Annotated in this window: 12 protein-coding genes; 4 read left to right on the top strand and 8 right to left on the bottom strand. The window is 40.5% G+C overall.

Annotation, left to right across the window (positions count from 1 at the left end):
• The first annotated feature begins 90 nt into the window (after window positions 1–90).
• Complete coding sequence (locus HUS62_RS01115; RefSeq protein WP_175078267.1) at window positions 91–1,065, top strand: transposase; 975 nt, start codon at window positions 91–93, stop codon at window positions 1,063–1,065.
• Between the two features lie 262 nt (window positions 1,066–1,327).
• On the opposite strand, the gene gdhA is transcribed toward HUS62_RS01115, so the two are convergent.
• The 5 genes from gdhA to HUS62_RS01095 form a co-directional block, all read right to left on the bottom strand.
• A complete protein-coding gene (gdhA, locus tag HUS62_RS01110; protein ID WP_175078266.1) occupies window positions 1,328–2,680 on the bottom strand; it encodes an NADP-specific glutamate dehydrogenase in 1,353 nt (450 codons plus the stop codon).
• Window positions 2,681–2,762: 82 nt separating this feature from the next.
• Window positions 2,763–2,885 (bottom strand): hypothetical protein, encoded by a 123-nt coding sequence (locus HUS62_RS22995; protein WP_258536698.1) that lies wholly within the window; start codon window positions 2,883–2,885, stop codon window positions 2,763–2,765.
• Window positions 2,886–3,043: 158 nt separating this feature from the next.
• Entirely contained in the window at window positions 3,044–4,441 is a 1,398-nt protein-coding gene (locus tag HUS62_RS01105; protein ID WP_175078265.1) for a M28 family peptidase, read from the bottom strand.
• A gap of 91 nt (window positions 4,442–4,532) precedes the next feature.
• Window positions 4,533–5,630 (bottom strand): hypothetical protein, encoded by a 1,098-nt coding sequence (locus HUS62_RS01100; protein ID WP_175078264.1) that lies wholly within the window; start codon window positions 5,628–5,630, stop codon window positions 4,533–4,535.
• Complete coding sequence (locus HUS62_RS01095) at window positions 5,627–6,466, bottom strand: hypothetical protein (protein WP_175078263.1); 840 nt, start codon at window positions 6,464–6,466, stop codon at window positions 5,627–5,629. The genes HUS62_RS01100 and HUS62_RS01095 overlap by 4 nt, the downstream gene beginning before the upstream one ends.
• A gap of 308 nt (window positions 6,467–6,774) precedes the next feature.
• Here HUS62_RS01095 and HUS62_RS01090 point away from each other — a divergent pair, with 308 nt between their 5' ends.
• Together HUS62_RS01090 and HUS62_RS01085 are read left to right on the top strand one after the other, a co-directional pair.
• Window positions 6,775–9,264: a TonB-dependent receptor gene (locus tag HUS62_RS01090; protein ID WP_175078262.1), complete on the top strand. Its 2,490-nt coding sequence runs from the start codon at window positions 6,775–6,777 to the stop codon at window positions 9,262–9,264.
• Between the two features lie 65 nt (window positions 9,265–9,329).
• Window positions 9,330–10,430 (top strand): tyrosine-protein phosphatase, encoded by a 1,101-nt coding sequence (locus HUS62_RS01085; protein WP_175078261.1) that lies wholly within the window; start codon window positions 9,330–9,332, stop codon window positions 10,428–10,430.
• A gap of 23 nt (window positions 10,431–10,453) precedes the next feature.
• Here HUS62_RS01085 and HUS62_RS01080 read toward each other — a convergent pair whose 3' ends face one another.
• From HUS62_RS01080 to HUS62_RS01070, 3 genes are all read right to left on the bottom strand, one after another.
• Window positions 10,454–11,362, bottom strand: a complete 909-nt coding sequence (locus tag HUS62_RS01080; RefSeq protein ID WP_175078260.1) for a GGDEF domain-containing protein — start codon at window positions 11,360–11,362, stop codon at window positions 10,454–10,456.
• Window positions 11,363–11,423: 61 nt separating this feature from the next.
• Window positions 11,424–11,819 carry a VanZ family protein gene (locus HUS62_RS01075; protein ID WP_175078259.1) on the bottom strand — a complete coding sequence of 132 codons (396 nt, stop codon included), beginning with the start codon at window positions 11,817–11,819 and terminating at the stop codon, window positions 11,424–11,426.
• A gap of 3 nt (window positions 11,820–11,822) precedes the next feature.
• On the bottom strand, window positions 11,823–12,653 hold the full coding sequence (locus tag HUS62_RS01070) for an alpha/beta hydrolase family protein (RefSeq protein ID WP_175078258.1): 831 nt from the start codon (window positions 12,651–12,653) through the stop codon (window positions 11,823–11,825).
• Window positions 12,654–12,813: 160 nt separating this feature from the next.
• Between HUS62_RS01070 and HUS62_RS01065 the strand changes: the two genes are divergently transcribed.
• On the top strand, window positions 12,814–14,661 hold the full coding sequence (locus HUS62_RS01065) for an ABC transporter ATP-binding protein (protein WP_175078257.1): 1,848 nt from the start codon (window positions 12,814–12,816) through the stop codon (window positions 14,659–14,661).
• The last annotated feature ends 43 nt before the right edge of the window (window positions 14,662–14,704 follow it).

The raw sequence follows: 14,704 nt of genomic DNA, 5'->3' as shown, positions 1-14,704 counted from the left end.
AATAAATTTAAGAAGACACCCAACTTAATATTTCTCACTTCACAAAATTATGACTAAACTTAAATTGTTCAATTCATGGAGGAGAAGAGCATGGCAACCCCACGTAGAAACTTAATTAGCGTTTCAAACACGCCTTATTATCACTGCATTTCACGTTGCGTTCGTCGCGCCTATTTGTGCGGACAAGACCCACTAACGGGTCGTTCATATGAACATAGGCGGGGTTGGGTTGAAAAGAAACTACTTCAACTTGGCAGGATATTTTGTATTGATATTTGTGCCTACGCTGTAATGAGTAATCATACTCATCTAGTCCTGCACATCGATATAGCAAAAGCTAAGCGTCTCAATAATAAAGCGATTCTAATTAGGTGGCACAAATTATTCAAAAGTACATTCCTTTGCCAACGGTTCTTAAATGGCGAATTGCTAACACAAGCAGAGCTCGCTGCGGTTAATGTCAGAGTAAATTTATATAGAGAAAGGCTAAGCAGCATTAGTTGGTTTATGCGAGTTCTTAATGAGAGCATTGCACGAAAAGCGAATCAAGAGGATGAGTGCAAAGGACGATTTTGGGAAGGTCGCTTTAAATCACAAGCTTTACTTGATGAAGCTGCACTTGCTGCATGCCTTGCTTATGTTGATTTAAACCCAGTAAGAGCAAAAGCGGCCGATTTACCTGAGCAATCTAACTACACCAGTATTAAATCTAGAATTAATGCAGCTCAAAATAATAAGCAACCAACATCGCTTATGCGCTTTGCAGGTAAACCTCGTAAACATATGCCTAAGGGACTACCATTTGAGCTCAAGACATATCTGCAACTCGTTGATTGGACTGGCCGCTCAATACGAGAAGATAAGCGCGGGAAAATCCCAGAAGAGGCATTACCAATACTCGAAAGGTTAAACATTTGTACAGAAAACTGGCTTACACTCACCACTTCCTTTACCCGCTCATTTAAAAATACTGCAGGTAAAGAACAAGCAATCACAGCTTATACTAATCACATGAAGCGAAAACGAAGAAGCTCAATAACTAATAGCCAAGCTTTGTTTTGCTAAACACTTAAACTTTTCATTTACTACTTTTATTCATCTATTTTAAAAAATAGAAAATTTCTACGTACTGAATTTAATTTCATCTAGAATTAAATAGCTAATTTTTAAATTTAAATAACAACAAAGAACTAAACATAATTTGTACATAAATGAACTCAACCAAAAGCTGTGACTATCTAGCTTTTTACTACCAAAATTAGGTGTCTTTTTATAAAAATGGATGTCTCTTTAATTCGTTTTATAAAAAATGGATGTCTTTTATTTATTACACAACTCCTTGTTTTAACATTGCATCTGCAATTCGTTCGAACCCTGCTATATTCGCACCAAGGACCAAGTCATGTTCATTCGAGTACTGTTTGGCGGTAGCTGAAATTGTATCGAAAATAGACTTCATAACTTGTTGAAGTTTCTCATCAACTTGCTCAGCTCGCCACTTTTGCATACTGGCATTTTGAGCCATTTCAAATTGACTGGTAGCAACTCCACCAGCATTTGCAGCCTTACTTGGACCTAAAAATACATCATTGTCTTTAAACACTTTTAACGCATCAGCTGTGGTCGGCATGTTTGCACCCTCGCATACAACAGAGCAGCCATTTTCAACCAAAGCTTCAGCATCTTTTTCGGTAATTTCATTTTGAGTTGCACAAGGAAGTGCAATATCCGCCTCATATCGCCATACATGATGTCCGTCGCTAGGGTATTGATTTACAGGCGTAAACTCAGCATCTTTGTGCTCGTTCAAATAATCCCTAAGCTCAGCACCTTGTTCATTTTTTAAGTGTTTTACAAGAGCCACATCAAGCCCATCTTTACAATACAAGGTCCCTTTTGAATCACTACAGCTAAGAATAACAGCATTGCATTGGTCAAGCTTTTCCATCAAATACAATGCTACATTACCAGCACCAGAAACTAGGCATCGCTTACCTCTTAAAGAATCGCCTTTAGCATCTAGCATGGCACTTAAAAAATATGCAACACCATAGCCAGTTGCTTCTGTTCTCAGTGAAGAACCTGCCATAATCTCAGGCTTACCAGTTAGTACCCCTTCAAATTGATTAGTGATCCGTTTATATTGACCAAATAGATAACCAATTTCTCTCGCCCCAACGCCAATATCACCAGCAGGAACATCTGTGTTAGCACCTATGTGACGATAGAGTTCAGTCATATATGACTGACAAAAACGCATAATTTCATTGTCACTTTTTCCTTTAGGGTTAAAGTCAGCACCGCCTTTAGCGCCTCCTAATGGCAACCCTGTGAGTGCATTCTTCAAAACTTGCTCAAAACCTAAAAACTTCACCACACTTTGATTAACACTCGGATGGAATCTCAAGCCTCCCTTATATGGGCCTAGAGTTGAGCTAAATTCGATTCTAAAACCACGGTTAACTTGCACTTTGCCGTTATCATCAAGCCAAGGAACCCTGAATATTGCTTGCCTTTCAGGCTCAACTAACCGCTCTAGAATTGCCTGCTGTTGATATTCACTGTTACCTTCTACTACCTGATTTATTGATGAAAGCACTTCTTCAACAGCTTGATAAAACTCAGGCTCATTTGGATTAGACTCTTTAACTGATTGCAGTACCTCTTCGATATATTGCATTACAAAATCCTCTTTCAAGCTGTTGAAAATATTCAGTCTATTAGAATTAAACTGACTAAGACATAATATCGATCACTCATGTTTAACGAATAGTGAACACCGCTGATTGCTCCCCATCATATTGCCACTCAAAACGCAGTGGTTCATTTTGAGAATCATAAAACCAAACTTCTGCCACCAGCTCTAAGGCACTATTTGCCAGCATCACAGTCGACGTTAATTTGCTTTACTTTAAAGGTGCCTGCAATAAGCATTAATTTTAATCAGCTTTATTAACAATGAAACAAATTGTCGAAGCCCATAACTGGCATATTACAGCTGTTCATAGCGAACTGGGTGGTGTCCGCTATGACTTAACGATTCCTATTTAGTTGATTTTTCTGGCCATTCGAACGCGCCAACATCACCAGGAAAGACAACTGGTGATTCAATACCGTCTTTGTTTACAGCGGCAACACCAAAATAGTAGTTATCGATAACAACATTTTTAAGGGTTGCTTCGGTTACATTGCCAACATCGCGGCTAAATTGCCATTGTGGCTCACTCGTGTAACGCCAATAGATTTTATAACTGACCACCGTTGGATCATCGCTTTTATGCCACGCTAATGTTGTACTTGGTTTTACTGCACCTGAAATACTAACGCCCGTTGGTGGCGCTGGAGCCCATGCCATTGAAGCCATTGTCACTGCATTAAGTGACGTTAACTTCGCCGCATAGGCAAAATCAACATGGTCAATGGTGTCACCGTAGGTAATACCATTTTCAGTACGCAAGTCTTGATGCTGTTGATTATAGTTTTCGTTGGTTTCCATTATACGCACAGCTGCAAAGCCAACATCGTTAAATGGACGGTGATGCCCTCCTCGACCAAAACGATCGAGTCGATATACCAACATGGTATCCAGATTCTCAATGTAGCGATCTGCAATTGTATCTATGTAACGCGCTAGGTTACGACTTGCAGAGTCAACTTCACCACCTGTAAAACGGCGTTTATGGGCTTGCTCTTTGGTTTCTATAACGCGAGTGCCTTCAGAGAAGATACGTGCAGTTGTGTTATCTGTTACCCCATTAATGCCGGTTGAATTACCAATCATGTCGTTGTTTAAAACACCATGAACACGCCAATTATGCTCTTGTGCATATTTAGCTAAAATTTTACCGCCAAACAAGCCTTGCTCTTCACCAGATAAAGCTGCATAAACAATTGAGCCATTAAATTTATACTTTGATAAAACACGCGCCGATTCCAGCACGCCAGCCACACCAGATGCATTATCGTTAGCCCCTGGCGCATCTGAGGTATAGTCCATTACATCAGACACTCTCGAGTCAATATCACCCGACATCATAACCATACGGTTCGCATCAACTTGACCGCGCTGAATAGCCACGATATTGACAACTTCAACCGGATTTGGAATACGCTTTTCACCAGAAATAGTGTCTTTTACTTCGATGATTTCTAGGCAGTTACCGCAGGCTTTAGAAATCGCCTCAAACTCAGACTTGATCCAACGTCTTGCAGCACCAATACCACGTTTATTTGATTTCGTCTCAGAGAGAGTATGGCGAGTGCCAAAATCAACCAGCTTTTGAATATCTTGCTCTATACGTGCTTTAGAAACGGCATTTGCAATATCATGCAAAGCTTGTTGATCTTTATATTGAGGTGTTGTGGCATGAGCTGCCGAGATCAATAACAGCGATGAGCTAAACAAAGCACCCGTTGTTGTTATTATTTTACGCTTAAACATAGTTTCACTCCTTCAATGAATCATTAAAGGCTAACTAATATTTCATTTCGCGCAATAGTTATGAGTTAGAAGACAAATTACTAGGTTAAAACTACGGGCCAAGCTTTAATTTAGACGCTGGTAACTTCAAGCTATAACGATAGCGAGCAGTTCGCTCGTCCCTTTCACTATCAAAAAGATAATCACATGCCAATCCTTCAAGCACGCGTTGCAGCTCAGTTTTAATTTTGTTGCGGTTTTGATCTAAGGTTTTACCTTTTAAGCCTTCATTAAGATCACGTATCGCTTTTTGGTGACCACCATACTGCTGCATTAATTTGGCTAGCTGCTGGCCATTTTTATGATCAGGTTTACCCTGTGGCGGATTTAAATAAGCAGGCTCGGCTTCAAACTTTCTTTTTGCATACCAAAAATAATAAAGTAAAGGTGTCTTTGAAAGCCGGATAGGCACTCCATGGATAATCACTTGTTGATTTGCTAAGTCAAAGCATAACGCATCATCAGCCTCTGTTGCTTTTAATGCTTGTTCAATGTTTAAACCTTGCTTTAGGCCTATGCTAAACCAACATTGTTGCTGCTCTTTAAGCGATGCCAATTGTAATTCTTGCTGTGCCGTTAAACCCTTTATTAAACCCTGTTGCTTTAAACCATCAAACCAGCGTAACTCTTCAATAGCAGTGCTTAACTTATCTTCCGCAGTCATTAATTGATCGGGTATAGGTACTTTTTGCCTGTTAGTCTGGAGCTTAAATATAAACTTGAACAAATAATCAATAAGTAGACCTACTGCAGTAAATGCGCTTGCCCAAAAAGCCACCAGCCAATAGTTAAAGTTAACTGAACTATCAATGCTTGCATAGAGTGCGTGATTACCAAATAGCCAGTTAAGTGTGTCACTTCCTGAGAGCTGTATTTTACTTAGGTTTAATTCAGTCACAGTCAAAGAAGCAACTAAATCCCCCGGTAGCTTTGATACAAAAGTAATGTCATGCAAATCATCTAATAGTGAGTGGCTCATGCGCGAAAGTTCTTGGCTTTCATCTATGGCATTATTGAGTGAAGGGTTAACAACCTGAGGAAGCTGCTCTGCAAGTGTCATCATTAGTTGCTGCTTAGCATTTTGCCCAGATAAATAAATCAGCCCAACAAAAATAAGTAAAAATAATACAAGGGCTTTTAAGTAATTCATCTTAGCCCCTTATCGAGACTATAAGGATGCGTGGTATGAACCTTTAACAGCCTTGACTGATATTGCTGTAAATAGGTTACAAGGGGCGGCGCTAAATCAGCATATTGATTATTAAGGTACCAAGATAAGGTTGATGAAACATGCTGTAAAGGCTGTGTTTTTGAAGCTGGCCAACGCTTTAATTGCCCATGGTGACCGACACTCGGAATAATATCGAGTTTTTCTGCCAAGAAATCATTAACCAAACTTTCTCTATTCGGGTAAAAAACCAATTGTGCATTATCAAGCCCATGACCAAACTGTTTTAATTCACTCATAGGGGCTAAATAACCAGACTCACTGCGCTTGTCTTCGAGTAAACCTATTCGTTTATTTTTTAATGAATTTGCTGAAAGCTGCATATTGTCTTGATGTGAAAACCACGAAATCTGATAACTTGGCAAGCTTAATATTGCTGTATAAAAATCATCCCAATTTGGCAGTAGACCACTTAAGGCATAATCACGATTTAGAAAAAGCGCATAATTGTCACTGAGTAATTGTTCTGTGCTGAGCATTTCTCTGGGTTGCCAAGACACAGTAACAGTTTCAAAACTCTGCTTAGCGAGCAACGTATCGCATAAGGTCTGCGCAAACTCTTCAACCTGCCAATTGGTCGGCATATAAATATGAAAATGCTTTTTACCACTCGTATTTTTTACTTTGCAGCTGTAACTGTATTGCTCTTTTAAAACCACAGGCTCAATTGTTTGCTGGCTTAAAAACGCCATTGTAGGCAGTAAAACCAGTGTGGCAATAAGCAATCTTAAAATAGTGAAAACAAAATTACGTGGCATTTTTTATTGTTAAAAGTGTCTTTTAAGTGACTAATTTATAGCATTTATATTACAAACTTATGAAAAGCGTTTGGGTTAGTTTATTTGTCATAAAAACATCAAATTTAACTTTTCATGTCCCCTTATTTGGTTAAGTAAATTAATCAAAAAGACATCTCTAAAAATTACCAACCCATTGTTTAATAATCACAAAAATTTAAAAGATATCCCTGTATTTTATATCGATGCCGGTTTAACCAAACTGCAATATTTCTATTCCATTCTTTGCCCAACTTTTTAAAACATCCAAAATAACCCGGAGTATTCAAGTGACACCATTTGCTCGAAATCGATTAGCGGCTTGCGTAGTACTTGCCTGTTCATCGTCGTATAGCTATGCAGCACAAACAAACGACTATAACGAAATAGAAGAAGTCGTTGCTGTTGCATCCCCTATCAAAGACAGCCAAAAAGCAGCTATTATGGCAAAGCAATCTGCCTCTAACTTTGTTGATATTGTTGCTGCTGATACCATTGGCCGCTTTCCTGACCAAAACTTAGCAGACTCTTTAGGTCGCGTTCCAGGCCTTGCTATTGAACGCGATCAAGGCCAAGCACGCTATATAAACTTTCGCGGTGCACCATTTCGTTACACCACAATTGCCATAGATGGCATGACCATTCCTGGCGCTGAAAATGGCCGTATTCCGCGTTTTGACAGCTTCCCGTCTGTTATTACTAGTCGTTTATCTGCCAATAAAGCAATTATGCCTGATATGCCAGGCGAATCGATTGCTGGTTTTATTAATATCGAAACTTTTAACCCGTTTGATGTTGAAGGTTTCTCACTAGCCACTGATGTAGGTTTAGGTAATCAAGCATTAGGGGATGGCGATATTAGTAAGTTTTCAGTGCGAACATCATGGTCTGGTGAAAATGTAGGTATTAGTTTATTCGCATCACAAAACAGCCGTGAACAAATCACGGATAACCGCGAATTCGACTTAGAACAAGTGGATTCAAAGCTTCTAGTTAACGAACTTGATATGCGTAGCTATAAAGTAAAACGTGAAGACGAAGCCTATGGTGGCCGATTTGAATATCGTCCGAACGATTCAATGAACCGTTTTTTCTTCAGCACGCTATACAGTAAATTCCAAGATCATGAAGAGCGCAACCAGTATGTGTTTGATTTTGCTGGCGGTGCAGAAGCTGCGGGCAGCAACCTAGCTGCAGGTAAAACAGGCACAGGCCTTGCCATGGTAAGCCGCTCTTTAGAGTATGGTTTGTATGAGAACTCAACATGGACCAACACACTCGGCGCTGATCTCCAATTAGGTGATTGGTTTTTAGAAGCGCGAACAAACTTCACTAAAACCGAAAACGACGTGTTTTTACCCATGCCATACAGTTTATATGGCGCGGCGGTTGCAAGCTATGATGCATCAGATATTAACGACCCAATTGTCACCCTTGCACCAGGCACTTCACTTAACGATATAGACTATGGCTACGAAATGCTGCTGGTTTACGGCAGTGCGTTATCGATTGATAGCCTGCAATTTAAACTAGACGCAGAAACTGACTTTACTTTCGCAGGGCTTAACAACACCTTTAAAATGGGGCTAGGCCATGACCAGCGTGAAGCACAGGGCTATGGCACAAATGGTGGCATGGGATCACTATATGGGATCAATCCAAGTGACTATGTAACTGATCAAGCGTGGCATACAGATTTCACAAACAGCATTAACGGCACTTACTTCGACAATAAACAGCTTAGAGCAGATTTAGAAAGCGCATCAGGTGGACTTACAGTCACCCCAGATAACGCCAGCAAAATAAATATTGATGAAAACATCACCACAGCCTATGCCATGGTGACCAATCAATTCAAATGGGGTTCTTTAGTCAGTGGGGTACGTATTGAAAGTACTGACTACACCAGCAGTGGTCCAGAAGGAGAACATTCTGATACCTTCACCGAAATATTACCGAGTGTGAATTTAAATGTTGATTTATCTGATCAAGTTAAATTCAGAGCCGCACTTTCAACGGGTATGAGCCGCCCTACTTACAATGAATGGCGCGCATCAGCATCGATTGATACCACAGAGCAAACCATCTCGGGGGGTAATCCGTTCTTAGAGGCAGAGTCTTCATATGGTGCTGATATGTCATTAGAGTGGTATGCAGGCGATGCAAGTCTTGTTGCAGTAGGCGCTTTCTACCGACACATTGATGATGTGATTTATGCGGATACGACCTATGTAGATGCAGGTAACTACATCAGTGAATTTGCCGGTGAGCAATGGAAATACACAGGGTTTATCAATGGTGACGAAGGTCACTTCCAAGGTATCGAGCTTAACTTTATTGGCCAAGCCAGCGATTTTATCTCTGAAAGTTGGGATGGTTTTGGTTTCTCTGCCAACCTAACCCTCTTAGACAGTGAATTTACCACGCTTTCAGGTAGCAGCTTTAGTTTACCAGGCACATCAGACATGATTTTCAACAGCTCGGTTTACTACGAAAACGACCTATTCTCTGCGCGATTAAATTATCAGTATCGTGATGATTGGTTATCAACCACAGAAAACGACAGCATGGGTGAATATTGGGCTGCACAAACCCGTTTAGACCTTTCACTTAGTTACACATTAGCAGAGCCAGTGTATGGCTCAGATGTGAGTTTTTACGCCAACATCAACAACCTTACCGATGAAATTGACGTGCGTTACATCGGCACAGAAGCCACTCCTAACCAAATTGAACGCTACGGCCGCCGCTATATGGCGGGTGTTCGCATCAACTTCTAACTTACTTTTGAATTTACCGCTCAGAGTTTAATCGCTCTGAGCCGAGTAATAATTAAGGAATAACCATGAAAACAATATTTAAAAAGATTGCCATTGCTGCTTTAGTCTCATCAACACTTGCAGCTTGCACAGCAACTGCGCCTAAAGTCGCTATTGAATCTGCGCAAACTAATTTTAATAATGAAAACTACCAAATTAGCTGGCAGCAAGATGTCCCTGCAGCTGTTGATGTTCTGGTATCAACAACACCCGATTTAACGAATGCAATACTCATTGCTGATGATATTTCTACCAATGTATTTAATTGGTCACCAAGTGATGAGCATCAGCGTTACTACTTTTTTGTAAAACCAGAAAATGGTGAAGTAACTATGACCACAACGCGACTAATTCCACTTGAAGGTGGCCGTAACTTCCGCGACTTAGGCGGCTACAAGACCCAAGATGGCCGCACTGTAAAATGGGGCAAAATTTACCGTTCTGGGGTTTTAGCGAATCTAACAAACGACGACTATGCGCTTATCAATAACTTAAATATCGATACCCTTGTTGATTTTCGTGCTAATTCAGAGCGAGATTCAGAAGTCACAGTGTGGGCTGCTGATAAGGTTGAAATCATCGACCGTGATTACGAAATGGACTTTGATATGGGACAAATCGGCAAAGTTCTTCGTGACCCTAACCTAAGCCGTGAAAAGCTCGAAAATGTGATGGTACAAATGTACCCGCGAATTGTAGAAGACCAAAAGCAAAACTACACACAGATGTTCGACCGCTTAGTAAATAAAGACGGCGGTTTATTGTTCCATTGTACGGCAGGAAAAGACCGTACAGGTATCAGTGCTGCATTGATTTTAACTGTGCTAGGCGTTGATCAACAGACAATTATGAATGACTATCTTGCATCAAACGACTACCTCGATTTTGAAAATATGCTTGCTAAAGACACTGGCAAAATGGACCCAAAATATGCAGCAATGATGCAGTTTTTTGCCAGCCTACCAAAAGAAGTAGCGATGCCACTTAAAGGGGTCACTCAGCCTTTACTTGAATCTGCAATTGAGAGCATGGAGCAGCAACACGGAAGTGTACTTAATTACATTCAAGCTGAATTAGACGTAAGCGATGAAGACATTCAAATCCTGCGTGCCAAGTACTTATTGTAAATAACACTGCGTTCACTCCAAAGTTACCCTGTGCTTTTAGCGCCGGGTAACTTTATTCCTTCATTATAAAACACCATGCGATTACCCCCTTCATACTTTGCTTTGTACATGGCTTTATCGGCACACTGAATGAGATATTCTGCGTCACCATAATGCTCGGGGAACAATACAGCACCAATACTTGGCGAGTAAATAAGCTCTGCATCGTTATAAATTAAGGGTTGGCAAATCTCAGCTATCAATTCATCAACCATTTCGATGACGTCTTTTTTGTGTTTAATGCTATTGAGGATAACTACAAACTCATCGCCACCTAAGCGCCCTACACTGTCTTCTTTTTTGAGAACATGACGAATACGCATGGCAATGGTTTTTAATAGTTTGTCGCCAGCGCCATGACCATGAATATCATTTACTTGCTTAAAGCCATCAATATCGATAAACAGTACTGCAATCACGGTTGAAATGGTGTTCGCAATCGACAATGATTCTTCAAGCTGGGTGGTTAAGAAACTGCGGTTGGGAAGATCGGTCAAAGGGTCATGCCCTGCCATATAAATCAGTTTTTGTTCGAGCTTTTTTTGCTCTGTAATGTCATAAGCAATAGCTACTCTAACTTGCTTTTCTTTTGACCAATAAACAGACCACAAAACATGCACTACTCTGCCATCTTTTCTAACCCAGCGGTTTTCAAATCGTGGGTGCTGATCATTGACCACAATTTGATTAATGGCATTGATGGTTTTGGCTCTGTCTTCTGGATAGACAAAGTCGAGCATGTTTCTATTGATGGCTTCTTCTGGCGCGTATCCGAAAATTGTTTCAAAGGCTGGATTAGTAAAAAGTAACGTGCCTTTGGCATCAACTACGCATACTGCATCGAGTAGAAGCTCAATAATGTCTGACAAATAATCCGAGGTATCTATGTTCATACGCAACTTTTAAGCTAGGTCTACACTGAGTATAGACGAAACCTAACAAGTCACTGAAAGTTTAGACCTTAGTTGGATATAACTTTTTGCAAAGCCAAGCTGAAATAGCGCTAAATACCGCAATACCCGCAAAGTCAGCAATTAAATCGACAAAGTCTAGCGTTCGAGATTCGACAAAATACTGGCTTAGCTCTTCTAAAATCACAAATGTACTTACAATCAGCACAGCTAAATAAATAGGCCGCCCGGCAACGGTCATTGTTTTAAACTTAAAGGCAAGGTTGATGAATAGCGTAAGTAGTCCAAATAAGCAAAAATGCCCCAACTTATCACCGTAAGGAATGGCCGCAACGAGTTCGAAAAACACCGACTTTTGCCCAGTATTGGCAAGATAGATAACCCAACCAATAAAACCAAAAAAGCCGATAGCAATTAACACAAGAATACGTTGAAACATATTTTATGGCGCCATTTGAGAGGTTAAAAATAAAAATTGATAGGCAATCACTTTATTCCAATAGTGCCAGTCATGAATGCCCGGACGCTCAACATAGTCATGGCGGATGCGCATTTTTAACATCGCCTGGTGTAGCGCTCGGTTTTGCTCAATAAAAAAGTCATCAACGCCTATATCAAGCATAATAGGTAAGGTATCAGCGCCCTTTTTCCATGCCGTATTGCCAGCAGCAATTTTATGGAGGTTGTTAATAATGGCAATGCTATCCCATTTTTCTTTGTTTTCAGCGTAACTGCCTAGTACTTTTGCAAGGTCAAACTCTGCACTAAAGGGTCTAACATCGACCCCTGCAGACATCCCTGATACTGCTGCAAACTGGGTTGGGTGATTTATTGCAATATGCAAAGCACCAAAGCCCCCCATTGATAAGCCTGTGATTGCACGGCCACTTTTAGACCGGTTGGTCGAATATTTAGAATCGATATAATTTAGTAAATCGTCTGCGATGTAGGTTTCGTATTGCGAGCTTTTGTCGATATCTGAATCGAGATACCACGAACCGAAGTTGCCATCAGGGTTAACAATGATGACATCATATTGGTCTGCCAGTTTTTCAATGTTTGTCAGCTTAGTCCAATCGCTGTGATTTCCACTGTAGCCATGTAATACATAGATAACATTGTACTTTTTTGACTCCTGATAGCCATCAGGCAATGTCACCGTTACAGGTTTCTCGATGGCGGTTTTTTTGCCCTTAAATATGTGGGTGTCGGTTTGGTAGGCACAAAGCGGTAAGCTAAAAGCGAGGGACAGCGTACAAAGCAACTTTTTCATCATTAATTCCTTTTTCTTATTATATTTTCATTTCTCACACTAGATGTAAATAACTGAATAGTTGATAGATTTTAATCTTAGTTTTTAAATTAAATGAACTGCTAAAAAACCACTCAAATGATATAGTAAGGCCACTTTGATTTTTTAAAAAGCGTCGTCTATGTATCGTTTATTTGAGCGGATGACTAATCCGTTTCCTAAAGAGCAACCCTCTCAGCCACCTAATAGCTTATTTGCTTTTTGCCGTCATTATACTCGTGGCATGGAGCTTTCATTGCTGCTGATGTCGTTAAGCGCCGCTGCACTCGCAATTTTAGAAGTATCGCTATTTAGTTACATGGGGCAACTGGTCGATTGGCTTGGTCAATACACCCCAGATACCTTGTTTGTTGAACAGCAGGCTGAGCTTACAAAAATGGCGGTTATGTTGCTGGTGGTGTTACCTATTGTCGTGTTCTTTCACTCAGCGGTGTTACATCAAGCGCTGCTTGGCAACTATCCTATGTCTATCCGTTGGTTAGCACACCGTTATTTGCTTCGTCAGAGTGTTAGTTTTTATCAAAACGAATTTGCCGGCCGTATTGCGACAAAAGTCATGCAAACCTCATTAGCTGTTCGTGAATCAGTGATGAAATTGCTCGATGTATTAATGTATATCGTTGTCTACTTTGGCGCCATGGTGTTTTTGGTCGCAGAATCTGACTGGCGTTTAATGTTGCCATTATTGGTTTGGTTAGTTCTTTATGCCGCTATTCAAATGTATTTTGTACCTAAGCTAAAAAAAGTAGCCAGCTCGCAGGCTGATGCACGCTCAGAAATGACTGGCCGTGTGGTTGATAGCTACACTAACATTTCTACTATCAAATTGTTCTCCTACACACAGCGAGAAGAACAATATGCAAAAGATAGCATGGATGTGTTTTTACAACCGGTATATAAGCAAATGCGCTTAGTTACTAGCCTAAACTTCTCTATCAACACGCTAAATTATTTATTGGTATTCAGTATTGCAGCCCTCTCTTTGTATTTATGGTCAATTAGCGCCATCAGTGTTGGTGCTATCGCCATTGCGGTGAGTTTATCATTGAGATTAAACGGTATGGCACAGTGGATCATGTGGGAGATCAGTAGTCTATTTGAAAACATTGGTACTGTTGCTGATGGTATGAAAACGCTATCAACACCGATTGAAGTGGATGATAAAGAAAATGCGAGTACCCTTGCAGTTAATAATGGATCGATAAGCTTTGATAATGTGCAATTTAACTATGGTAAAGCTGCCAACGAAACCCATCGCGGCCCTGTTATCAATGGCTTAAATCTAGACATCAAACCGGGTGAAAAAATAGGTTTAGTGGGTCGCTCTGGCGCGGGTAAATCTACCTTAGTGAATTTATTACTGCGTTTTTATGATGTTGACTCGGGCACAATTCGTATTGATGGTCAAAACATCGCTGAGGTAAGCCAAGAAAGCTTACGTAAGCACATTGCGATGGTGACGCAAGATACCTCACTGTTACACCGCTCAGTAAAAGATAACATTCTTTATGGTAGACCCGATGCAACTGAAGATGAAATGCTTGCGGCCGCAAAGCAAGCAGAAGCAATTGAGTTCATCGAAGACCTAGAAGACAGCAAAGGCAATAAAGGCTTTGCCGCACAAGTTGGTGAACGCGGTGTGAAGCTTTCTGGTGGTCAACGTCAACGTATTGCTATTGCACGAGTGCTTCTAAAAGATGCGCCAATTCTTATATTGGATGAAGCAACCAGTGCCCTTGATTCTGAAGTAGAAGCTGCGATTCAAACCAGCCTAGACGATTTAATGACTGGCAAAACAGTAATTGCCATTGCACACCGCCTATCCACAATTGCACAAATGGATAGGCTCATTGTACTTGATGAAGGTGGTGTGGTTGAACAAGGCTCTCATGAGCAATTAATTGCCCAAGGTGGCATCTATGCAGCCTTATGGTCACATCAAACCGGTGGCTTTATCGGCGTTGAGTAGCTAGTTTTTCACTATTAAAAAAGGCATTGAATGAGTATTCTTT

The sequence above is a fragment of the Pseudoalteromonas sp. 0303 genome (assembly GCF_013349995.1).
GTDB lineage: Bacteria > Pseudomonadota > Gammaproteobacteria > Enterobacterales > Alteromonadaceae > Pseudoalteromonas.
This window is presented reverse-complemented; position numbering and strand designations above follow the sequence as displayed.

Coding starts and splice junctions, on each gene's coding strand:
- HUS62_RS01115 (WP_175078267.1), top strand. CDS start 91: ATGGCAACCCCACGTAGAAACTTAATTAGCGTTTCAAACACGCCTTAT.
- gdhA (WP_175078266.1), bottom strand. CDS start 2,680: ATGCAATATATCGAAGAGGTACTGCAATCAGTTAAAGAGTCTAATCCA.
- HUS62_RS22995 (WP_258536698.1), bottom strand. CDS start 2,885: ATGCTGGCAAATAGTGCCTTAGAGCTGGTGGCAGAAGTTTGGTTTTAT.
- HUS62_RS01105 (WP_175078265.1), bottom strand. CDS start 4,441: ATGTTTAAGCGTAAAATAATAACAACAACGGGTGCTTTGTTTAGCTCA.
- HUS62_RS01100 (WP_175078264.1), bottom strand. CDS start 5,630: ATGAATTACTTAAAAGCCCTTGTATTATTTTTACTTATTTTTGTTGGG.
- HUS62_RS01095 (WP_175078263.1), bottom strand. CDS start 6,466: ATGCCACGTAATTTTGTTTTCACTATTTTAAGATTGCTTATTGCCACA.
- HUS62_RS01085 (WP_175078261.1), top strand. CDS start 9,330: ATGAAAACAATATTTAAAAAGATTGCCATTGCTGCTTTAGTCTCATCA.
- HUS62_RS01080 (WP_175078260.1), bottom strand. CDS start 11,362: ATGAACATAGATACCTCGGATTATTTGTCAGACATTATTGAGCTTCTA.
- HUS62_RS01075 (WP_175078259.1), bottom strand. CDS start 11,819: ATGTTTCAACGTATTCTTGTGTTAATTGCTATCGGCTTTTTTGGTTTT.
- HUS62_RS01070 (WP_175078258.1), bottom strand. CDS start 12,653: ATGAAAAAGTTGCTTTGTACGCTGTCCCTCGCTTTTAGCTTACCGCTT.
- HUS62_RS01065 (WP_175078257.1), top strand. CDS start 12,814: ATGTATCGTTTATTTGAGCGGATGACTAATCCGTTTCCTAAAGAGCAA.